Here is a 21,129-nt window from a genome sequence, read left to right as displayed (position 1 = left end):
AGCTGCTTGCAGCCCTCAGCTGACGTAGCGATGCATCAGGCTATAACGCTCGCGGACTCAGGCGCTGCGCAAGGCTCGTTCGGTTAACGATGAGTTCGTCTCGCACATCGGGCCCTCTATAAACCATGGACGTCTCATGGTGTATGTAATCACCCGAACGATCCGCGCTCAGCCAATTGAACGACCCGACACACAGCAATTCTTCATCGGCCATGACAATCTTGCTATGCACCTTGTTGACCACACGAACCTGCACATCACGGGATTTCAAAGCAGCTATGGCCTCCTTGAATTCTGCTACTTTGCCTGTATCACCATCGGGCTTACCGCGCTTGATATCAGTATTGAAGCGCAAGTCGGTATAGACCGTTACTTCGACACCACGCTTCACCGTCCCGCCCATGACGTCCAAAGCACCGCTTTCATGCATCCTGTGTAACTTAACCCACGGCGTCACTATCTGAACCTGGTGGCGGGCCATCTCCAAGGTACGCAACAGGAACCGATCATGTTCGGCAAACTCATGCAAATGGCTCAATCCGGTGCGCGTAGTGAGCAAATCGACCCTAGGCTGGAAATCAAACTTCAGCTCATTCGCCGCGTCACTGAGCAGGTAGAGGGCCAAGCGTCCGCGCGGTTTGCTGGCGGACACCTGGGTGAACAAGTCCATATCACCGAACACCAGGAAGCTATCTTTAGCCCGCGAAACAGCAACGTTCAGCATGCTGTCCCTGCGGTCTATAAAAGGACCATCGGCATGTTTGGAGTAAACCGCCGAAAAAATCACCACTGGCCGTTCTGCCCCCTGAAAGGAGTGAACAGTGCCGATGGTGACTTCACCGTCGCCTTTGCCGGTACGGATACCCAACGCTGAGCACGCCTCGATGATCGACTGAGTCTGTGCGCCGAAGGGGGTTATCACACCCAGAATCTCCCACAGTTCCTTCTTGTAGCGTTGTGTGAGTTCCTGTTCATTAGCCTTAATCCACGCGGCAATCGTCTGCGCTTCGAGCAGGTTGTGACGGCTACCGCCCTGTTTCTGCTGGCACCTGCCATCAATGTGCAGATAGCCGAGCCCAGGCAAGCCACCGTGCGGTTTTGCACCCCGGCGCGGTTCTAACTTGCCTTTGTAGCAAAGGGCATTGCAGTAATCGATGATCGAGTCATAGCAACGACGGTGTTCATACAAGTACATACCCCGGGCGAGGTCGCGATCGTAATGGTAACGGCTGGTCGACTGCGCAATTGACATGACACTGCCGTTGGCGGCACTGCGTCCGCTGTCGCAGAAGGCAGCGTAGTCATCATCCACCTTGTCCCGAGACAACAGGCCCGCGCTGATCAGGTTGCCGATGTCGACAGCAGCGGGAATCGACCAAATAGGTTCAATTTGCTGAGTATCACCAATGACCAACGCCTGCTTGGCCAATGCGAATGATGGCGCTGCGACCTCAGGCAAGACCTGACCAGCCTCGTCGACGATCAGCAAATCGACAAAATTCAATGCGTAATCATCAACAAAACCGTTGCCATCGTGGCGCTTGCAGTGCAGTTCTGCTGGTAGCCTGAAAAACGTAGCCACGACGCACGGTGTCAGCTTCATCCAGCGCCGCCAGTTCTTCTCCAAGGTCTTGCGACCCTTTTTGCCACGGCTTTTAAGAATTTCTGGCAATTCGTCAGCGACTTCCATCAACCAACGTCCTTCCCAGTAATGCGTAGTGAGCAAGAAGATCTCGAAACGCAAAGAGGTATCCGCCCAACTGTCGCAATCATCAAATGTCACCTGTGCGGCCGCTTTGCCAGCAGCCTTCGGTAATACCGCGATGACCGTCTGCCAATTCGACACCTCACGTTGCACGCTCTGCATCAACTCGCGGACCTGCGCCAGTTGCGTTTCAAGTGGTTTCAACGCCTGGGCGGCCAGAGCAACAACGGCGGTCAACTGACGTTCGATCGAGCTGACATCGGCGGCTGCCTGCAGCGCGGTATCAGCTTCATCAACTCGCAACTTCGCCAGTCGAAGACGTTTAGCCGCGACTGGACCGAACCAGCTAAACAGCGAGTAGATCAATGGTTCATGAGCCAGGTAATGCTTGAAATCCTTGAGGCGGGCTTGCGCTTTGGCAAGCTGTTCGGCGTGGTTCGTGAGTTGGGCTTCAAGACGTGCGATCCCCGCCTGTGGATCATTCCCCAGCAGCCGTTGAACAGCGTTGCGGACAGCCACCAATGTTGCCCACCCTTTCTCAATCTCGGCGAGCTGGTGCTGACGCGTTCGTATCTCTGCCTGAAGTTTACTCACTGTATTCTTGACGGTAGGAACCGGCTCACCTGCAAATGCGATGGCGGCTTTGCCAAGATAAGCTTGCTGCGCTTTATCAAGATAGGCCTGCGACTCAAGTTCCTGGAAAAAGCTTTTGGTTTGATAGGTGCGGGCCATTTCCGCTTCTGCCGAGGACTTGGGGAAGTACGCCCCGAAGCTCTTGATGTCGGGTAGCCAGCGTCCCGCAAAGGGGCCGGTGCCCTCTGAGAAATCTTTACCGAACGCCTTGATGATGTTGGTGACAGCCTGGTTGTTCGTAGAACTGGCGACAATCACTGGCGGCTCATCACCGTCTACCGCAGCCTTGGCCCAGAGCGAGGCAACAACGGACAAGAGCAATGTGGTTTTACCGGTTCCAGGAGGCCCGTTAACGGCCAACACATCACCGCTCTCGCCGCAAAGCAGGTGCGCCAGGCTATCGCGTTGGGCGGGTGCTAACGCGTATTCGTCACCGGCATGCCCTAGCCGCCTGGCGAACAGGCTATTGGTGGGTAAACAGGGTTCGTCTGGTGTGGGTTCACGTTGAGCGAAACGATCAAACAAGGGCGCCGTGGGTTTTGCCTCTCGCAGATGATCATAGAGCGCGACGATATTGCGGCTAAAACCTTCTGCCTTTTGTTCCTTGAAAATAAAACAATAATTGACCGGATCAAAACCATCATCGACCCCATTCCAACCGTCGGAAACCGTGTGGAACATCTTCTTGCAGAACCGTAGATAGCTGATCCACTTTTCTTGATATTGATCGGCACTAAGCTCGCTACCGGCCGCAGGCAGATCCAGCTGTGGCGCATGTTCTGCTGACAGAAACGTGTCCAGGTCGAACTGAGCACCGATGGTGAAATTATCGCGATCCAATGGATCAAGGATGTCGCGAGGCACCAGCGCCTGTGCAGTCGGATAAATACGCCCATCGCGGGTCACTGATACGCGGCACAGAACTGGAGTGATCCACGCGGGTAAACCATTGCGCGCCTGACGGTGTTCCAGGCGCGACTTGTACACAAAGGGGCGCAGGGTGACTTCAACGTGCAGCTGTTGGGCAGGCTCGCCCGCAAACAACAAGCTGAGCTGCTCATCAGGTACACAGCCCTTGGCTAACGCGTCAATGGGCAAAGCAGTATAGGTTTTGACTTGGCTCGGCGATAAAGCGCCATTGCCGTTTTCGGCATCGGCCAGTGAATTACGCCAATAATTTGCGAGCTTTGAAGAGTAGTCGTTCATCGTCCTGATTCATGAAGGCCGTCACTCACTGTGACGGTCGGTTGATGGGTAATGGGCGCCGAGAGTAGCGTTTCGACACGCGGATGACTAATCACCACAGGTGTTGAGATAAGAAAGTCCAAGGTGCCTGGGCATCGAGGATAAGGATTATGCCATCCACCTCATCATCAGTGCTCATCCTTGGCCAAGCGGTCCATACCACGCCGTTGCGACGGCGCTGACCCAACTGAAATCCGGCGTTAAAGGCTAACCACTTACGCCGCTTTCGAGTCTTGCGCCTTTGTCGACAACGCGCAGTCCTAGGCCAGCGCCTTGGGCAAATCCGTTATTGGCGCTGATTCGAAGCTATGCTGGACCCCGACCCACATTACGCTGGCGCGGCAATAAAGAGTTTTGCGACGCGGTAATCGAGGTCAGCGTTGGCCTCCTTGAATATCTGGCCGGATTGGATCTGACGCCTTACTTGAACGGAAAAGCCCATGTCCATCACTGACAACCTCCTCGCCTTCACCTTCGCCGCTACTGTGCTGACGCTCACGCCGGGGCTCGACACCGCTTTGGTGCTGCGCACCGCCACGGTAGAAGGCAAGCGCCAGGCGCTGCACGCTGCCTTCGGCATCAACGCGGGCTGCCTGGTGTGGGGCGCGGCCGTGGCTTTTGGGCTGGGCGCGTTGATTGCAGTGTCGGAGGTGGCGTTCAACCTGCTCAAGTACTGCGGCGCCGCTTACCTGGCCTGGTTGGGCGTGAACATGCTGCTGCGCCCGCGCCGTTCACTGTCATCGGCCAACGCTGACGCCAGGCCCGGCGGCAACTGGTTTTTCAAGGGCATGCTGGGCAATGTGCTGAACCCCAAGGTGGGGATTTTCTACGTGTCGTTCCTGCCGCAGTTCATTCCCCAAGGCCATTCGTTGATTGCCTGGACTTTCGGCCTGGTGAGCATTCACGTGGTATTGGGGCTGGCATGGTCGTTGGCGTTGATTGGCGCCACCCGGCCACTGTCTGGCTTCCTGCGCCGAGAAAAGGTCATCCAGTGGATGGACCGCACCACTGGCTTGATCTTTGTTGTATTTGCCGCGCGCCTGGCATTCAGCAAGCGCTGAGTGCCGGCTGTTTAGCCAACAACACCCACGCCACCACCACCGACATCGCCACCGCCACGGCGCCTGCCAGGTACACCGACCCTACCCCGGCGGCGCCGGCCAAAGCGCCGGCCAACGGGCTGCTGATCCCTAACGCAATATCGAGGAAAGCCACATAGGCACCCATGGCCAGCCCGCGCGTTTGCGGGGGCGCACGCTTGATCGCCTCGACACCAAACCCCGGGAACGCCAACGAATAACCGAAGCCGGTCAGCGCTGCACCCAAGTACGCCATCAGCGGTGAGCCTGCGCCCCAGATCAACAACTGCCCCGCCGCTTCGATCAGCACACAGACCAACGCGACGACTGCGCCACCGAGCTTGTCCGGCAGGTGCCCGAAGAAGATTCGCGCGCCAATAAATGCCAGGCCAAACGCGGTGAAAGCGAACGACGCGTTGCCCCAGTTCTTGGACGCAAACAGCAGCGCAATAAACGCTGTGATCAGCCCAAAACCGATGCTGGAAAACGCCAGTCCCAGGCCCGGCAACCACACCGTGCCCAGCACTTTGTAAAACGAGGTGCGCCGCTGGCTAGTGGGCGCAACGCCCTTGGCCCCCGCAACGATGGCAAAGGCGCACAGCGGCAGCAGCAGGGTCGCGATACTGATTCCACTGAACCCCCACTGGCTATTGATCGCCACGCCCAACGGTGCCCCGAGCGCAAATGCGGCATAGATCGCAATGCCGATCCAGGCCATGACCTTGCCGGCGTTCTGCGGCCCGACCAGGCCCATGCCCCAGCCCATCGAGCCGGTGATGATCAGGCTTTCACCCAAGGCCAGCACCACGCGCCCGGCGAGCAGCACCCAGACTGACAGCGCCGGTGTGTCGACAAACGCCAGCGACGCCAGGTACAGCACGCCGGAACTGGCCGCCACCAGCATACCAATCAACATCGCGCGCTTGGGCCCACGCATATCGGCAAAATTGCCGGCCCAGGCCCGTGACAGCAACGCCGCGGCGAACTGCGCACCGACCACCATACCGACCACCAAGGTGCTCATGCCCAGCGTGTGGTTCAGGTGCAACGGCAGCACCGGCAACTGCAGGCCGATGATCAGGAAACCGACGAACACCGCCAGGGTGATCGGCAGCAGTTTCAGCACGACATTTTGAGTCATGAAAACCGCCTGTCAGAGGGTGAAGTAATCGCTTTGATCGAGGTCTGTCAGCAAGTCCGGGCCGCTGGGCACCCAGCCCAGCAGGTCGCGGGTATGCGCGCTGGAAACGGCCATGTCAGCCCCGGCCATCATCGCGAACCAACCAAAATGCTCACGCGGCCGAGCTTCCACCGGCACACCGAGGCGACGCCCGATCACTTCAGCGATAGCTTTAAATGGCACGGCCTCGTCCGCAACCGCGTGGTACACCGCTTGGCTGACGCCCTCCTCCAGCGCCAGGCGGTAGACCCGCGCCGCGTCGGTGCGGTACACGCCAGACCAGCAATTCTCGCCGTCGCCGATATAGGCCGAGACGCCCGTCTGCCGCGCCAGCCGAATCAAAATCGGCAGAAAACCATGGTCGCCCACCCCATGCACCGACGGCGCCAGCCGCACGGTTGCCGCCCGTATGCCCCGCTCAGCCAACAGCCGCGCGGCGGGTTCGGATTGGCGCGGGGCGCCGGCGTTCGGCAAGTCACTCTCCAGCGCGCCGCGCGCCAGGCCCGACAAGCCTGAGGTCACGATCAGCGGCGTGTCCGAACCTTTGAGCACACTTTCCAGCGCCTCGATCACGCGACGGTCCTGCGCGCAGTTTTCGATGAACCGTGTGAAATCATGGTTGAACGCGGTATGGATGACCGCGTCCGCGCCCCACGCCGCACGGCGCAGAACATCCAGGTCATCCAGCGAGCCGCGCAGCACTTTCGCACCGGTGGCCGCCAGTGCCTGGGCCTTGTCATCGCTGCGGGCCAAACCGGTGACCAGGTAGCCGGCGCCGATCAGGTCCTTGACCACTTCGGAGCCCACCCAGCCGGTGGCTCCCGTGACAAATACATGCATGAGGTGACTCCTGTTAGCGCAAGCGGATCGAGAGTTCGATGTCATCGGCAAAGGGTACAGACAGGTAGCCGTTCGCAGGCTCGCGTACGTGCGCCAGGTAATGCGGGCAATAGTCGGTATTGTCGGCTATCACCAGCGCGCCGGGCCGCAGGTGTTTTTCCACCAGGTTCAGCACATCGCCATACAGGCTCTTGGCGCCATCGAGCAGCAGCAGGTCGACCGCTTCCGGTAGGCCCGTGGCCAACGTCACCAAGGCATCGCCCTCGCGGATCTCAATCAGGTCACTCACCCCGCCTTGAATGAAATGCTCGCGTGCCAGGGCGATCTTCGAGGGCTCGAATTCGCTGCCAATCAACACGCCGCCACCGTTGTCGCGCAACGCGGCGGCCAGGAACAAGGTGGACAGGCCAAACGACGTCCCAAACTCCACGATAGCCTGCGCCTTGGTGCTGCGCGCCAACAGGTACAGCAAGGTGCCGGTGTCGCGGGAGACCGGCAGCCACAGATCTTTGAGCATCGTGTAGAGCGCGAGGTAGTCGGTTTTGCTGTGCATCAGACGGTCGCGTTCTTCACGCGAAACGCTGTTGATCAGTGGGCTGGTGGCCGCGTTGGCTTGTGCGTAGAGGCGTTCGATCAGGGGCGCCATTGGCGCGGTGGTCAGGGTCGACATGATTGATTTCCGTGAGGTTGGGGCTAAGATGCGACCAATTCGTCGCATTAAAAGTATGCGAGTGATTCGTCGCATTCGCTATTCGCGTTAGCCCCGCTGCTGGAGCCCCAGATGACAACCCGCCAGACCGCCCGTATTTCCTCACGCAAACAGCCACAACAAGCGCGTTCCACCGAGCTGGTGGCGGCGATCCTGGAAGCGGCTATTCAGGTTTTGGCCAAGGAAGGCGCCACGCGTTTTACCACCGCGCGGGTGGCGGAAAAGGCCGGTGTGAGTGTCGGTTCGGTGTACCAGTACTTCCCCAACAAGGCCGCCATCCTGTTCCGACTGCAGAGCGATGAGTGGCAGCAGACCACGCAGATGCTGCGCGACATTCTGGACAAAACCGACGTTGCGCCGCTCGAGCGCCTGCGCACCCTGGTGCATGCGTTTATCCATTCCGAATGCGAAGAAGCGCAGATGCGCGTCGCCCTGAGCGACGCCGCGCCGCTGTACCGCGACGCGCCCGAAGCCGTGGAAGTGCGCGCGGCAGGTCAGCGCGCCTTTGAGACGTTCATGCTTGAATTGCTGCCCGAGGTGCCTAGTGAAAGCCGCGCGCTGGCCTGCGATTTGATCCTGACCACGCTCAGTTCGGTGGGTAAGGATTTTTCCGGCAGCCCACGTACGGCGGCAGAAATATCTGTTTACGCCGATGGAATGGCTGATATGTTTCGCGCCTACGTAAACGCACTCAATCAGCTGTAAAGCACTCATCTCCAGCAAAGGAATGCCCATGAACTTCTTCAAGAAGTTGTTCGGTACTGCCAAAAAACCCGACGCCGAAGCGGCCCTGCCCGCGCCGACTGAACCTGTTGAACCGGTTGAAACTGCAGCAGATGCAGCCAATATCGCAGCGCGCCTTGCCAGCGGTGAATGCCTGGACCGTCACTGGCAGACCGTGGGGAGCGTGGAACAGGACGTGCTGACGTACATGATCAGCCCAAGCTTTACCGGCGGTCCTCATTGGCCCTCCACCCGCCAGGCGTACCGTGTGGTGCGCCGTGATAAATCCATCGTCCTCGCCACCGAAGGCCTGTCCGATCCCTTCGACGATGCAGAAGGCCTGGGCAATGGGTTTGAGATGGAATTGTTCCTGGAAACGCCGGATATTCCCGACGACGCCCGTGGCGAGCCGGGTGATGTCGACCCTTTGCGCCGCAGTTGGGCGTTCGAACTGCTCGAACACGTCGCCAAGACCGTGGCCAACGCGGGCGGCATTACCCACCAGTTGGACACTCACGGCGTACTGTCTTTGGAACTGCCTGGGTTCAGCCTGTCACATCAAATGAGCGATCAAGTGCCCAAGCTGTTCGTCACCGAAGACGACGCCACCGGCGTGCTGCTCGGTGGGCCGCAACCCGACTTCCCTACCCGCCTTGAAGACATGCCGCTGTCGCCGGTGCGACTGGTGCCGGTGGTGTTGATTACCGCGTCGGAGCTTGAGTATGTGCGTACAGGTGGGCGTGCGGCTCGAGAGGACCTGGTGGCGCGCTTGAACGCCGCTGGCGTAGGGCATACCAGCGCCTTGTATCGCGAAAGCGTGGTATGAGGGGGCGTTGCGCCGCCGCGTTGATTGTTTAACGAAGCCACAACTGAAGGTACACAAACGGCGATTTAACGCACCTGCGCGTGGTGGGAGCATCGGCAACCATGATTTCGCTATTGCGTGTGTTCTCTCGCCACCTGCAACCTTGCTTCCCGAAGGCGCAGGCGCGTCCCTGCGAAAACCCGCTGTTCAATATCATCCTGGCCTTCTGGGCGCTGTGGCATTGCCGCCATGCGCGTCCGCCCGATGCACGCCTCTGATCAAGTTGAAACGCCTTACCGGCATTCATTTTTCAGAAGGATCATTCCATGACCGCAGCCATACGCCCTGTCATCGGTGCTGCCCAGCGCAGCGCTTCGTATTACACCGCCAGCCTCAACGACGCTACCCAGTACCCGACCCTGCAAGGCCAGGTCAGCGTTGACGTGGTGATTATCGGCGGCGGCTTCACCGGCGTTGCCAGTGCCGTCGAGCTGGCTGAACGCGGGCTCAAGGTCGCGATTGTCGAAACCAACCGGATCGGCTGGGGCGCCAGTGGGCGCAATGGCGGGCAAGTCACCGGCAGCCTGTCGGGCGATGAGGCCATGCGCGAGCAAATGCGCAACCGCCTGGGCACGCAGGTCGACGACTTCATCTGGCACCTGCGCTGGCGTGGCCACGAGATCATCGAGCAACGCGTGAACAGGTACGCAATCGACTGCGACCTCAAGCACGGCCACTTGCATGCGGCGATGAAGCCCTCGCACCTGAGCGAACTTCGTGCTTTCCACGATGAAGCACAACGGCGCGGCATGGGCGATCAGGTCAGTCTGCTCGATCAGGCCGCCATGCGTCAGCATCTGGACAGCCCGCTGTACCTCGGTGCGCTAAAAAACACGCGCAACCTGCACGTGCATCCACTGAACCTGTGCCTGGGCGAAGCCCGCGCGGCGCACAGCCTGGGCACGTTGATTTTTGAGAATTCCGAAGTGCTGGAAATCGTGCATGGCGACCGGCCTGCCGTGATCACTGCCCTTGGCCGCATCGACGCGCGCCAGGTGCTGCTGGCCGGCGACGTGTACCACAGGCTCGAACCCAAACAGCTCAAGGGCAAAATCTTCCCGGCCATGGGCGGCATTGTCACAACCGCGCCGCTGGGCACGCTGGCGCAGCAGATCAACCCACAGGACCTGGCGGTGTACGACTGCCGGTTCGTGCTCGACTACTACCGCCTGACGGGCGATGGTCGTTTGCTGTTCGGTGGCGGCGCGAACTATTCCGGGCGCGACTCACGCGACATCGCTGCGGAGTTGCGCCCATGCATCGAGCGTACGTTTCCCGCATTGAGGGGGGTAGACATCGAGTTCCAGTGGAGTTGTGCGATGGGCATTGTGATCAATCGCATCCCGCAGCTGGGCAAGCTCTCAGAGAATGTCTGGTACTGCCAGGGTTACTCGGGGCATGGCATCGCCACCAGCCACATCATGGGCGAGATCATGGCCGAAGCGCTGACCGGCACGCTGGAAAAGTACGACACCTTTGCCGGCTGCACACACATCAAGGTGCCGCTGGGCGATGTGTTCGGCAACCCGATGCTGGCGGTGGGCATGTGGTACTACCAGATGCTCGAGAAGCTGCGCTGACCCACTCAGGGTTGAGCGGGTTGCTTGCGGTACAGGCCCGTGAAGTAGTCCGGGCTGTCCGGCGCCGAGTTATGTTCGATCACCGCGAAGTTTTTCACCCGTTGGATGTGGTACGGACCAACGCGCTGCGACGCCAGCGGCTCGCGCACGATGATCAGGTTTTCGGTTTCCATCGGCACCGTATAGTGCGCCGTCGCGGTCTCTTTTGCGCTCGCGGCGTTCTTGAGGATGAGGGTGATTTCTGCCAGTAGCGCGCGCATCCAGAGCATCCTTGCTGAAATTGGGGGCCGCAGTGTAAAGGCAAACAGCGCCGGGTTCGAACAAATCCCTGTTGGCATGCCGGCAATCGCTGATATGTTCGCTCCAGATCAGCAAAAGGATGGGCCATGGAACCGTTAGCCACAAACGCAGCATTGGTAATCATCGACATGCAACAGGGCATGCACCATCCCAAGCTTGGGCGCCGCAACAACCCAGAGGCCGAGTTGCACATGCAGCAGCTTCTGGGCGCGTGGCGGCAGTCGCAACGCCCGGTCGTGCATGTCCGGCATATGTCGCGCACACCCGGCTCGGTCTTTTGGCCAGGCCAGCCAGGCTGTGAATTCCAGGAAGCGCTGGCGCCGCTCGCGCATGAGCAGGTGCTGGAGAAAAACGTGCCGGATGCGTTCGCGGTCACCGGCCTGGAGCGCTGGCTGCAGATGCGCGCGATCAGGCAGCTGGTGATCGTCGGCGTGATCACCAACAATTCCGTCGAGTCTACGGCGCGGTCCGCCGGCAACCTGGGTTTTGACGTGATCGTGGCTGCAGACGCTTGCTATACATTCGATCAAACCGACTTGTCGGGGCGGCTCTGGCCTGCCGAGGATGTGCATGCGCTGTCGCTGAGTAACCTGGCGATGGACTACGCCAGGGTCATGCAAACACTCGATATTCTTGCCGCTGCTTAAACGGCAAAAATGCCCGCGTTCACCAGCATCTCAACCAGTCCCTGGGGCCATACCGTGTCCTTGGTCGATCGCAACGCCTGAGCGGACCACCAGTGATGGTCGGCCATCACCTGCGTCTCTTGCGGCGTCCACTCTGCCCTGGAAAGCGCCTCGCTCGCGACGTGAACGATAAAGTAGTGCTCAATCGCCAATACCGTTTCACCGCTGGGCAGCATCAACTCAAAGCTGCTTTGTGCCACTGGCGCTTGAACAGTGCTGACCACAATGCCCGTCTCCTCGCGCAGTTCACGGATGGCTGCCGCGTGGAAGGTTTCGCCCGCCTCGACGCCGCCGCCGGGCGTGGCCCAGTAATCCCGGCCGGCCAGGGCGCCGTCTTTATGCACAAACCTGAACAGCAGGACTTCGCCCGCCGGGTTTATCACCAACAATCGTGATGCCTTGCGCTCGCGCATTCGCTTTATTCCTTGTTTGAAACCGGGTGCTGATGGGCTTGCAGATAGCCCCGTAACAGCAGCGTGGTCTGCTGCTCAAGTCCGGCTTCGAACGCGGGCGATGCGTTGCCTTCGAGCAGGGTCCGTACCGGGCCGACGATAGCGCTCAGGGAAATCCCGGCGGTCAGGATCGGGTCTTCGAAATGCGCATCCGGCGCCGTCTCCAGCATGGCGGCGATCACCGCTACCATGCGCTTATTGATGCGCGCGACCAATTCGGCACCGCCCCGCTCGCCCGCAATGGCATACAACGCCTTGGAAATGCCCTGGTCGCGCAACTTGGCGGTGACCAGCGCGCTGACCAGGCCGCACGCCATTTCCGCCACCGGCCTGCCCTGGTGCCGGCCGCACGCCAACTCGACCGCTTCGGCCACCCACTCGAGGTGTTTTTGCAGTACGGCGGCAAGCAGCGCGTCGCGGTTGGGGTAGTACTGGTAGAGGCTGCCCACCGACATGCCGGCGCGCTCAGCCACTCGGGTGGTGGTGCAGCGGATCAGGCCCTGCTGGGTCAAAACCTGAAGCGTTGCGGTGTGCAGTGCCTCGACGGTGGCGACTGAGCGCGCCTGAACCGCTGATTTTCTTGGCTTTAAAGTGACTTTGACGGCGCTCATGGAATGCGAATTCCAAAATCTGAAGGATCCTTCATATTAGAGCCTTACTCAGATGAAGCAAGGGTGACGGCTATGACGGGCTTGGCAAACAGCGGCACATTCACATTGGGCGACCGCCAGGTGAACCGCATCGGTTACGGCGCGATGCAATTGGCAGGCCCGGGCGTATTCGGCCCGCCCAAGGACCGAGCGGCCGCGCTGGCTGTACTGCGCGAGGCCGTCGAAGCCGGCGTGAACCACATCGACACCAGCGACTTCTACGGGCCGCATATCACCAATCAGCTGATTCGCGAGGCGCTGCACCCTTACCGCGATGACCTCACCCTCGTCACCAAGATCGGCGCCCGCCGTGACAGCGAAGGTGGCTGGCACGCCGCGCCTTCCAGGGAAGCGCTGATACAGGCCGTGCATGACAACCTGCGCAACCTGGGCCTGGATGTACTGGACGTGGTCAATTTTCGCGCGTCCCACAACCTGATGGGCCCCGGCGAAGGCTCGAACGAAGCGCCACTGACCGCGCTGGCAGAACTGCAACAGCAAGGCCTGGTGCGCCATATCGGCATCAGCAACGTGACGCCGACGCAGGTGGCCGAGGCGCGCAACATCGTCAAGTTCGTGTGCGTGCAGAACCTGTACAACATCGCGCACCAGCACGATAACGCCCTGATCGACGAGCTGGCACAGCAAGGCATTGCCTACGTGCCGTTCTTCCCACTGGGTGGTTTTACGCCGGTGCAGTCATCGACACTGACGCGTGTGGCAGAGCGACTGGGCGTGACGCCCAAGCAGCTGGCGCTGGCGTGGCTGCTGCGCCGCTCACCGAACATTCTGCTGATTCCCGGCACCTCGTCGGTGGCGCACTTGCATGAAAACCTGGCGGTGGGCGAACTTAAATTGACCGATGAGACTGTCGCTGAGCTGAATGCCATCGCGCACTGAACCACGCGCTATGTGGGCACCCCGTCATCGAGCCGGCGTGCCCTTTCGCCAAGTCGTTCGACCAGCCTGACCAAATAGCCGTCCGGGTCCTGCACAAGAAACTCACGCTGCCCGACCTCGACCTCACCGGCCCTGTACCAAACATCCTTGCAGGGCTTGAACATGGGATACGCCGCAGCATCCAGCCGCTCAATCACCGGACCTACCGCCGCGACATCAATCTGCAGATTCATACCGCGCCCCAACGGCAGGTCCAATGCCGCCGTTTGCCATTGATTGGCGCGCGGGTCGATTTGCTCGAGCATCACCTGCGCGCCGTTGAGGTCCAGGTAGGCAAACCCTTCGTCCAAGCGTTGGTAAGCCACGTTAAAGCCTACCCATGACACCCAGAATTCGAGGCTGGCATTCAGGTCAGTGACCATCAATTCCGGGACCAGCTTATTTCTTTGCATCATCATCCTGCGTCCAGTGTGGAGGTCAGCAACTGCGCGAGCTTCTTGCGCAGGTCACCGTGCTGCTCTTCAGCGTAAGGCGGTGCCGTTTTCCAGTCGTAGAACCATACGGGCATCGTGCGCTTGTCGTCCGGCTCCGTGGCGTAGCGAGGGAAAATATGGCTGTGCAACTGCGGTTCCGAGTTTCCCAGAATCTCGTAATTAATGCGCAACGCATCGGTGGCGGCCAACAGGGCATCGCCGATGCGCGCCATGTCGAGCAGGTACGTAGCGCGCGCGTTGGCGTCCAGGTCATTGAGGCTGGCGACCACGGGATCGGGCAGCAGCAGGCAGTAACCTGGCAAAAACTGAACGTCGCCCGTGACCGCCCAACCCGAGGCCATGCGGCAGATAACCTTGTCGTTGGCACCCTTGCGGGCCAGTTCTACGCGGTGTGAAATCAGCGGCATGCATTGTCCTTAATGACGCGGGGAAGAAAGCTGCAGGCTATGTGAACCAGACGCATCCATGCAAACATTGGCCGCGCTAACCCTGTCAGCTCAGCAACCGAACGGGCGCACGGCATGCCGACTGAGGAGTGGCTTCGATGGACAGTGCAGCGCAGCCGACTTGGAATAACCCGATGCGAATTACTTGCCTGCATACCGCTTCCAGCAATATCAGGGTCTTCGATGCCGCCGCAGAAAGGCTGGGGATCGCGCCCAATGTTCTGCAGCATGAAGTACGCGCAGACTTGCTCGCCGCCGCCGAACAGGCCGGTGGCCTGACCGTGGACATTGCCAACGCAACCGCCTCGGCGCTGCGCCTGCTCTCGCTTGAGGCCGACGCCGTGGTGCTCACCTGCTCGACGTTGGGCCCGGTGGTCGACGGGCTTTCGCCAGGCGCCGCCATTTTACGAACTGACCAAGCACTGGCCTTCGCGGCGGCTCAGGCAGGCGGCAACATTGCCGTCCTGTGCGCCGTGGAAACGACACTGGAACCCACCGCTCGCCTGTTCCAGCAGGCCGCGCAATTCACCAGCGCGTCGGTGGATGTGCAATGGGTGCCAGGCGCGTGGGCGCTGTTTAAGGCAGGCGATCTCGACGGCTACCTGGCCGTGATTGCGAGCGCGGCAGACTGCGCCTATAGGGATGGTGCCTCCACCGTCGCACTGGCCCAGGCTTCCATGAGTGGCGCCGCCGCGCGGGTCACCGCAGGGCCGCCGCCCCTCACCAGCCCGACGGCAGGCCTGAGCGCCGCCCTGCAGACCATCCTCAAGGGTCGATGACTGGCGGCGGTCAGCAAGCCTTTTCCAGCAGCACCGGCGATAGCCCGACCTGCAACAAGTACGCCTCCAAGGATTCGACACTGCCTGACGAAACAATCGCGCCGATATAGCCATCCGGACGCACCAGCACCCACTCGCCAGGCGCCAGTTCGTAAGCGTCTTGAAACTGCCCCTGGTCATCGATTAGCTCACCGTGTGCGCCGATGAGGTGGATATGCAGCCCGGCCCGAGGCGACACCAAGGCGGGTGCAACGCCGTATCCCAGCAGCGTCCAATGCGGCCCCTTGAATAGATCAAACAGGCGCAGTGATTGCCCGCCGGCGCCGCGAAGCCCCGCATCCGGCGCACGGTTGCCGACGCGTTCGGCGTGCCCCAGTGCGAGTGACGATTGCGGGTAGCCCAGGTCGAGTTGATGCACTTCCCTGCCCCGGCGCATGTCGCCGCGTTGCATGCCCTGGAGCAACTGGGTCGACAAGCCCAGCACCGCAGCGGCTATCGGGCGCCGCTCTTGTTCATAAGTGTCGAGCAGCGTTTCAGGTGCACCGTTGGCCACCGCCGCCAGTTTCCAGCCCAGGTTGTAGGCATCCTGCACGCTGGTATTGAGCCCCTGGCCGCCGGTGGGTGGATGAATGTGCGCAGCGTCGCCGACCAAAAACACCTGCCCGACGCGGTAGTGATCGGCCAAGCGGGCATTCATGCTGTAGGCCGACGCCCAGGACACGGCGTGCACCTGGATGTCATCGCGCCCGGTGCGCTTTGCGATGAAGGCCGTCAGCCCTTGTGCGCTGAGGTCGACCTGAGCCTGGAGCGCAATCGGCGCCTGAATCTGGAACAGCTCGGTGCCCGCCAGAGGGCACACGGCGACCTGCCGTAGCAGATCGCCTTCGCCGAAGCGGTGCCAGCAGTCGCGCGTAAGCCCTGACAACTGCACATCGGCGACCAGCGCACGCGCGCCCAGCGTCTTACCCGGAAAGCCGATTTCAAGGGCGTGACGCACAAAACTGCGGCCGCCATCGGCGCCCACCAGCCAGCGCGCGCGCACCGATTGCGTACCTGCCGCGCTGGCCAGCTGTACGCTGACGCCCTCGTCATCCTGCTCGAATCCCACCAACTCGCAACCAAACTCCGGCCAGTGCCCTAGCTCGAGCAAGCGTTCGCGCATCACGCGTTCGGTCAGAAATTGCGGCACCATCAACGGTTGTTGATACGGCTCGGCCGCCGTCGAGGCGTTGCGCTCGATGGAATCGGCATCGGTGTAGCTGCCATCGTCGCGGTAGCGCCGCTCAGTCGGATAGACTCCACCCACAGCGAACAGGCGATCCAGAATCCCGAGGTCTTCGAAAATTTCCTGTGACCGCGGCTGAATGCCCTTGCCACGCGAGCCGTGAAAAGGCTCGGCGTTTTTCTCGACCAGGCGGAACGTGATACCCCGTCGCGCCAAGTCGATCGCCAGGGTCAGGCCGGCCGCACCGGCACCGCAAATCACTGCATCGACAACGCATCGCTTGTTCATACGGATCACCTATATGTGCAATACGCACATATTATGACGGAGAAACACAGTGTCAACAAAAAGCGTGCAAAACGCACATATGAGCGCACAACTGCGTGACTTGCACGGCTCGCTCGTGGAGATCGTCGGGGTGATGAACCGCCCCCAGCGTGACGAAGCAATGGTGCGCGAGGCCGGGATTTCCCTGGACCGCGCGCTGTTTCCGCTGCTGGTGCTGGTTGAACGGCTGGGCCCGATTGGCGTGGTCGAACTGGCCGACCGCGTGGGCCGCGACTACACCACCGTGAGCCGCCAAGTGGCGAAACTGGAAAGCCTTGGCCTGATCCTGCGCCAGGAAAGCGCCGTGGACCGGCGTGTACGCGAGTCAGTCATCACCGAAAAAGGCAAGGCCATGACCGACCGCGTGGATGACGCCCGCGAGCGCATGGGCGTGTCGATCTTCTCGACCTGGGAGGAAGGCGATTTCGAAAACCTGGTACGCCTGATGCGTAAATTCGCCGAGGACATCAAGGACGACTCGATACGGGCAACCAAAGGTCTACGCTGACACCCCACGGGCAAGGGTCACCAGGGTAACGTCACGCCGTGCCGAGCCGTGAAGGTCAGGCCCGGCACACCGGCGTGCTTCCACGATGTCCACTACCAGCGGGCTGCTTTCGCCGATTTCGAGCCGCGCGCCGGGGCCGCCCATTTGCGTGCGCACCCAGCCGGGCGCGGCCAGCAGATAGCTACACGCCATCAATCGAGTGAGCGGGCGCTGCCGCTCGCAATCCCAGAACAAAAGCTATTTTTGTTGTACACAAAATATTTCTAAAGATTTACTGCCTCCGAGCCGAAACAAGCAGTGATAGCAAATCGCCGTCTCGCTGATAGAGACGATGATTTGGTCGCCCTCTCTGCCGATGGTCGTCTCGATGAAGATAAAAAATAAGCTGGTACTCGCGTTCGTCTCCGTGGCCTTTATCCCGGTCAGCCTGGTCGCGCTGATCTGCGTGATGAACACACGAACCCAGGCGGTGGAGCAATTCATCGACGGCAGCACCCGTGAAATACGCCAGATCGATGGCAACATCCGGCAATTCTTCGATGGCACCTTACAGAACGTCGATCAGATGTCCGCTGATCCTGTATACACTTCGCTGAACACGCTCAAGGATTACCGGCCTGCCAATGCGGCCAGCCAACCGCTGCCGGCCCAGGCTCAGCAGGTCATCGACCAATTCGCGCGCTTCGGCGCCACCCACCCTTCGGCGGCCATTTTGTCCATCGGCCTGGAAGACGGCACCTACGCCAAATGGCCCGATGACCCGCAACTGTCCCAGTACGACCCGCGTACCCGCCCCTGGTACAAGGCCGCGATGGCCAGCCCCAACAAAACCGTGCGCACCCCTGCTTACTATTACGACAAGGATGACGTGGCCCTGGTGGGCACCGCGCGCGCGCTGCTGGACACCACCGGCAAGGCCAAGGGCGTGTTCGTGGTGAGTGTGTCGCTGAAGAACCTCACCGAATTGCTCAAGAGCATCAAGCTGGGTGAAAGCGGTTACGTGATGCTGATCGAAGACGGCGTGGTGCTGGTTGACCCGCGCGATGCCGCGCACAACTTCAAGCCGCTCAAAGCGCTCGGCGCGCCTTACGCGCATCTGGCCGAAACGGCCCAGGGTTCCACCGAGGTGGTCATCGACGGCGTGCGCTACATGGCCAACGTCTGGACCTCGCCCGGCCTCGGCTGGCGCTACGTCGGGCTGATCGAATACAACGAGGTGATGGCGGCTGCCACGCGCATGACGTACCTGACCGCAGCCATTGTGGCGGTGCTGGTGTTGATCTTCGGGCTGATTGCAGCGGCGTTTTCCAAGGTGATCGTCAAGCCGATCGGCCAGGTCAGCACCGGTTTGCAGTCTATTGCCCAAGGTGAAGGCGATCTGCGCCATGAATTGCAGGTGCAGGGCAAGGATGAAACCGCCGAACTGGCTGGCTGGTTCAATAAGTTTCTCGCCGCTATCCGTCAGCTGATCCAGCATATCGGCGCGGCCTCGACCAACTTGCAGGACGCGTCACGGGTCAACAGCCAGGTGGCGCACAACATGAACGACGCCGCTGGGCGCCAGCGTGAGGCGGTGGAACTGGTGTCCACTGCGTTCAACGAAATGGTCGCCACCGCCAACGAGGTCGCGCGCTCCTGCAGTGGCGCTGCCGAGTCTGCCGAGAATGGCCATCGCCGCGTAGCCGAGGGCAAACAGCAGATCGAAGTCACCACCGATAACGTCAATCGCCTGGGCCGCCGCCTGACCGAGTCGTCCCAAGCGATGGTCGAGCTGGAAGCCGGCAGCCGCAGCATCAACCAGATCCTCGGCACCATTCGCGCCATCGCCGAACAGACCAACCTGCTGGCGCTCAACGCGGCGATCGAAGCGGCCCGCGCCGGTGATCAAGGCCGTGGGTTTGCCGTGGTGGCCGATGAGGTACGCGCGTTGGCCAAGCGCACTTCGGACTCCACTGGCGAGATCGAGCAACTGCTCGGCACCCTGGGCAGCAAGACCGAGGAAGTCACGCAGAAGATGAGCAGTTGCCTGGACCTGTCACGCGCCAGCGTGTCGTCGATTGAAAGCGCGCGAGACAGCTTTGAGGGCATTCAGCTGTCGGTGAATGAAATCCGCGACCAGAACCTGCAGATTTCCGCCGCCGCCGAGGAGCAACACAGCGTCGCCGAAGAGATCAACCGGCACATCCAGCAGATTTACGACGAGGCGCGATTGGTCGAAAGCCTGGCCAACTCAGCCCAGGATGATTCGGGGCGATTGGCAGGTTTGTCGGATGAGTTGAACGCCTTGGTGGGACGCTTCAAGTCCTAAAGCGTGCGGCGCTGGAAGTCTGCAATCTGGTGCCACATCGCCGCCGGGTTGGAATACATCGGGAAGTGCCCGCACTGGGCAATCAGCGCCAGCCGCACGCCATGGGCGCTTGGCGGCGCGGCCGAAATGCTGTTCTTCGGCAACGGCGAGGAACAGCCAGAGGTGGCGAATCAGGCGAAAGTTGATCATAGGCTCAGCGCCAATATACCTATCTAGCCTGCGGTGAAACCATCCAGCTGACAAAGGCCTGCAGGCGCGTGGAAAACGCCGCGCATTCGGCACTCGGGTTACGCGCCTCAAACAGGAAGTAGGCGATCTGGACACGCATCGACGGGTAATGCTGCACGAACAAAGCCACATGCTCTTCCAGCGTTTGCGGCCAGCCTGACGCGTCTGCCGTGCGCAACGTGTGCGTCGACCGAATCAACTTGCGCGCCGCTTCGCGTTGCAGGCGAAGTCGCTCAGGTGCCGAGTTGGCGTGTTCGATGCGTGTGAGGTAACCGCTCAACACCGGCTCGAAGTCACCATTGAGCGCCAAAGCGATCTCACGTGAGGGCCGAAACGGCTCGAAGCGCAGCGACAGATCATCGCCCCACACGCAACGGCAATGGTGCTTGAGCCAGAAGCCCCAGCGGTTGCGGTTCTCGGGCGCCAGCACCGCGGCGCGGTGGCCGATGTCGAAGTCGATCTTGCTCACCACCTCGTGCCGTTGCTCCAGGGCCTGGCGCAGCTGCTCCAACGCCTCGAGTACGTGCGCATCCGGCGGATCAGTCAGCACCAGCGTCACATCAAGGTCGGACTCGCCTGGGCTGGCATCGCCCCTCGCGACACTGCCGTAGAGGTAAAGGCTGTGCAAGCCCAGCCCTGCGCCTGCCAGAGACTCGCGCACATCGGCCAGCAGCGGTTGGAATTGAGTTTGAATGGGCGCATTGGCAATGGTCAGCACACAGCCATTGGCATCGATACCTGGAGGCGCGCTCATGGGCGATGCACCTCAATCACCAAGCCTTCCGACTCACTGGGCACACAGAAATGGCGCGTGATCAGGTCGAACTCGGCGTCCGTGGCGGCAAAATCATGCTCGCCCTGAGCATTGCGCGCATGCAAGCGGGCGCGGCAGGTGGCGTCGTCCAGTTCCAGGTAATGCAGGCGGTGCGGCGCTTGAGCTGCTTTTGCCAAACCCAGCAACCATTCACGGTTGGCCAGTGTGTTCGCCGGGAAATCGAGCACCACATTGATGCCTGATTTCAACAGATTGATCACCAACGGCCCCACCACCGCGCGAACACGCTGGGCGCAGCGCAGGTAATCGGCAATCGACAGAATCTCACCCGGATAGAGCTGCGCCAGCCACTGGTCTTCGCTGAGCACCAGGGCGGCTTGCTCGGCGGCCAGGGTTTGAGCCAGGGTGGATTTGCCGGAGGCAATCTTGCCGCACAACAGATGCAGGGTTGGCATGGAACGGTTCCTTATGTCGGGCCACGCAGCATGCCAT

General features: G+C 60.9%; 23 protein-coding genes and 2 pseudogenes. 11 read left to right on the top strand and 14 right to left on the bottom strand.

The features are described 5' to 3' along the window. Positions 1-40: 40 nt before the first annotated feature. Positions 41-3,544 carry an AAA domain-containing protein gene (locus tag ACM530_RS24345; protein WP_416363374.1) on the bottom strand — a complete coding sequence of 1,168 codons (3,504 nt, stop codon included), beginning with the start codon at positions 3,542-3,544 and terminating at the stop codon, positions 41-43. 479 nt (positions 3,545-4,023) lie between these two features. Here ACM530_RS24345 and ACM530_RS24340 point away from each other — a divergent pair, with 479 nt between their 5' ends. Beyond that, on the top strand, positions 4,024-4,644 hold the full coding sequence (locus tag ACM530_RS24340; protein WP_145161091.1) for a LysE family translocator: 621 nt from the start codon (positions 4,024-4,026) through the stop codon (positions 4,642-4,644). Here the strand turns inward: ACM530_RS24340 and ACM530_RS24335 are convergent. The 3 genes from ACM530_RS24335 to ACM530_RS24325 are packed head-to-tail and all read right to left on the bottom strand — an operon-like array spanning position 4,631 to position 7,352. Continuing rightward, entirely contained in the window at positions 4,631-5,803 is a 1,173-nt protein-coding gene (locus tag ACM530_RS24335; protein WP_416363373.1) for an arabinose transporter, read from the bottom strand. The two genes, ACM530_RS24340 and ACM530_RS24335, sit on opposite strands and share 14 nt — an antisense overlap. A 12-nt stretch (positions 5,804-5,815) precedes the next feature. After that, positions 5,816-6,682, bottom strand: a complete 867-nt coding sequence (locus ACM530_RS24330; protein WP_262210961.1) for an SDR family oxidoreductase — start codon at positions 6,680-6,682, stop codon at positions 5,816-5,818. Positions 6,683-6,695: 13 nt separating this feature from the next. Next, complete coding sequence (locus tag ACM530_RS24325; protein WP_369303096.1) at positions 6,696-7,352, bottom strand: O-methyltransferase; 657 nt, start codon at positions 7,350-7,352, stop codon at positions 6,696-6,698. Between the two features lie 111 nt (positions 7,353-7,463). Here ACM530_RS24325 and ACM530_RS24320 point away from each other — a divergent pair, with 111 nt between their 5' ends. From ACM530_RS24320 to ACM530_RS24305, 4 genes are all read left to right on the top strand, one after another. Continuing rightward, complete coding sequence (locus tag ACM530_RS24320) at positions 7,464-8,096, top strand: TetR family transcriptional regulator (RefSeq protein WP_416363372.1); 633 nt, start codon at positions 7,464-7,466, stop codon at positions 8,094-8,096. 28 nt (positions 8,097-8,124) lie between these two features. Then, complete coding sequence (locus tag ACM530_RS24315) at positions 8,125-8,940, top strand: suppressor of fused domain protein (RefSeq protein ID WP_416363371.1); 816 nt, start codon at positions 8,125-8,127, stop codon at positions 8,938-8,940. Between the two features lie 101 nt (positions 8,941-9,041). Next, entirely contained in the window at positions 9,042-9,197 is a 156-nt protein-coding gene (locus ACM530_RS24310; RefSeq protein WP_178119684.1) for a hypothetical protein, read from the top strand. Between the two features lie 48 nt (positions 9,198-9,245). After that, on the top strand, positions 9,246-10,559 hold the full coding sequence (locus tag ACM530_RS24305) for an NAD(P)/FAD-dependent oxidoreductase (RefSeq protein ID WP_416363370.1): 1,314 nt from the start codon (positions 9,246-9,248) through the stop codon (positions 10,557-10,559). A 5-nt stretch (positions 10,560-10,564) separates the two neighbouring features. On the opposite strand, the gene ACM530_RS24300 is transcribed toward ACM530_RS24305, so the two are convergent. Beyond that, positions 10,565-10,819, bottom strand: a complete 255-nt coding sequence (locus tag ACM530_RS24300; protein WP_416363369.1) for a hypothetical protein — start codon at positions 10,817-10,819, stop codon at positions 10,565-10,567. A 126-nt stretch (positions 10,820-10,945) separates the two neighbouring features. On the opposite strand from ACM530_RS24300, the gene ACM530_RS24295 reads away from it, so the two are divergent. Further along, positions 10,946-11,506, top strand: a complete 561-nt coding sequence (locus ACM530_RS24295) for a cysteine hydrolase family protein (RefSeq protein WP_145161106.1) — start codon at positions 10,946-10,948, stop codon at positions 11,504-11,506. On the opposite strand, the gene ACM530_RS24290 is transcribed toward ACM530_RS24295, so the two are convergent. Further along, positions 11,503-11,958 carry an NUDIX hydrolase gene (locus ACM530_RS24290; protein ID WP_416363368.1) on the bottom strand — a complete coding sequence of 152 codons (456 nt, stop codon included), beginning with the start codon at positions 11,956-11,958 and terminating at the stop codon, positions 11,503-11,505. The two genes, ACM530_RS24295 and ACM530_RS24290, sit on opposite strands and share 4 nt — an antisense overlap. Positions 11,959-11,963: 5 nt before the next feature. After that, positions 11,964-12,608, bottom strand: coding sequence for a TetR/AcrR family transcriptional regulator (locus tag ACM530_RS24285; protein WP_145161110.1), 645 nt, complete (start codon positions 12,606-12,608; stop codon positions 11,964-11,966). Positions 12,609-12,680: 72 nt separating this feature from the next. Here ACM530_RS24285 and ACM530_RS24280 point away from each other — a divergent pair, with 72 nt between their 5' ends. Further along, on the top strand, positions 12,681-13,547 hold the full coding sequence (locus ACM530_RS24280) for an aldo/keto reductase family oxidoreductase (RefSeq protein WP_369303102.1): 867 nt from the start codon (positions 12,681-12,683) through the stop codon (positions 13,545-13,547). Positions 13,548-13,555: 8 nt separating this feature from the next. Here the strand turns inward: ACM530_RS24280 and ACM530_RS24275 are convergent, their stop codons facing one another. Together ACM530_RS24275 and ACM530_RS24270 are read right to left on the bottom strand one after the other, a co-directional pair. After that, positions 13,556-14,002, bottom strand: coding sequence for a bleomycin resistance protein (locus tag ACM530_RS24275; RefSeq protein ID WP_416363367.1), 447 nt, complete (start codon positions 14,000-14,002; stop codon positions 13,556-13,558). Then, a complete protein-coding gene (locus ACM530_RS24270) occupies positions 14,002-14,448 on the bottom strand; it encodes an HIT family protein (RefSeq protein ID WP_416363366.1) in 447 nt (148 codons plus the stop codon). The genes ACM530_RS24275 and ACM530_RS24270 overlap by 1 nt, the downstream gene beginning before the upstream one ends. Before the next feature lie 137 nt (positions 14,449-14,585). On the opposite strand from ACM530_RS24270, the gene ACM530_RS24265 reads away from it, so the two are divergent. Beyond that, positions 14,586-15,266, top strand: coding sequence for an aspartate/glutamate racemase family protein (locus tag ACM530_RS24265; RefSeq protein WP_416363365.1), 681 nt, complete (start codon positions 14,586-14,588; stop codon positions 15,264-15,266). Between the two features lie 10 nt (positions 15,267-15,276). On the opposite strand, the gene ACM530_RS24260 is transcribed toward ACM530_RS24265, so the two are convergent. After that, positions 15,277-16,779 carry an FAD-dependent oxidoreductase gene (locus ACM530_RS24260; RefSeq protein ID WP_416363364.1) on the bottom strand — a complete coding sequence of 501 codons (1,503 nt, stop codon included), beginning with the start codon at positions 16,777-16,779 and terminating at the stop codon, positions 15,277-15,279. Positions 16,780-16,858: 79 nt separating this feature from the next. Between ACM530_RS24260 and ACM530_RS24255 the strand changes: the two genes are divergently transcribed. After that, positions 16,859-17,326 (top strand): MarR family winged helix-turn-helix transcriptional regulator, encoded by a 468-nt coding sequence (locus ACM530_RS24255; protein WP_145161118.1) that lies wholly within the window; start codon positions 16,859-16,861, stop codon positions 17,324-17,326. On the opposite strand, the gene ACM530_RS24250 is transcribed toward ACM530_RS24255, so the two are convergent. Beyond that, entirely contained in the window at positions 17,318-17,518 is a 201-nt protein-coding gene (locus ACM530_RS24250; RefSeq protein WP_416363363.1) for a hypothetical protein, read from the bottom strand. The two genes, ACM530_RS24255 and ACM530_RS24250, sit on opposite strands and share 9 nt — an antisense overlap. A gap of 139 nt (positions 17,519-17,657) precedes the next feature. Here ACM530_RS24250 and ACM530_RS24245 point away from each other — a divergent pair. Both ACM530_RS24245 and ACM530_RS24240 read left to right on the top strand, forming a co-directional pair. Further along, positions 17,658-18,779 (top strand): annotated as a pseudogene (locus ACM530_RS24245) (cache domain-containing protein); the annotation flags it as partial. 87 nt (positions 18,780-18,866) lie between these two features. After that, complete coding sequence (locus ACM530_RS24240) at positions 18,867-19,634, top strand: methyl-accepting chemotaxis protein (protein ID WP_370004774.1); 768 nt, start codon at positions 18,867-18,869, stop codon at positions 19,632-19,634. Here the strand turns inward: ACM530_RS24240 and ACM530_RS24235 are convergent. The 3 genes and pseudogenes from ACM530_RS24235 to ACM530_RS24225 all read right to left on the bottom strand — a co-directional run. After that, positions 19,631-19,741, bottom strand: a pseudogene (locus tag ACM530_RS24235) (alpha/beta hydrolase); the annotation flags it as partial. The gene ACM530_RS24240 and the pseudogene ACM530_RS24235 sit on opposite strands and share 4 nt — an antisense overlap. Before the next feature lie 101 nt (positions 19,742-19,842). Continuing rightward, the gene (locus ACM530_RS24230) at positions 19,843-20,616 is read right to left on the bottom strand and encodes a nucleotidyltransferase domain-containing protein (protein WP_416363362.1); all 774 of its coding nucleotides are present in this window, start codon (positions 20,614-20,616) and stop codon (positions 19,843-19,845) included. Then, positions 20,613-21,092, bottom strand: a complete 480-nt coding sequence (locus tag ACM530_RS24225) for an AAA family ATPase (protein WP_416363361.1) — start codon at positions 21,090-21,092, stop codon at positions 20,613-20,615. The genes ACM530_RS24230 and ACM530_RS24225 overlap by 4 nt, the downstream gene beginning before the upstream one ends. Between the last annotated feature and the right edge of the window lie 37 nt (positions 21,093-21,129).

Source organism: Pseudomonas sp. NFX183, assembly GCF_047943075.1.
GTDB lineage: Bacteria > Pseudomonadota > Gammaproteobacteria > Pseudomonadales > Pseudomonadaceae > Aquipseudomonas.
This window is presented reverse-complemented; position numbering and strand designations above follow the sequence as displayed.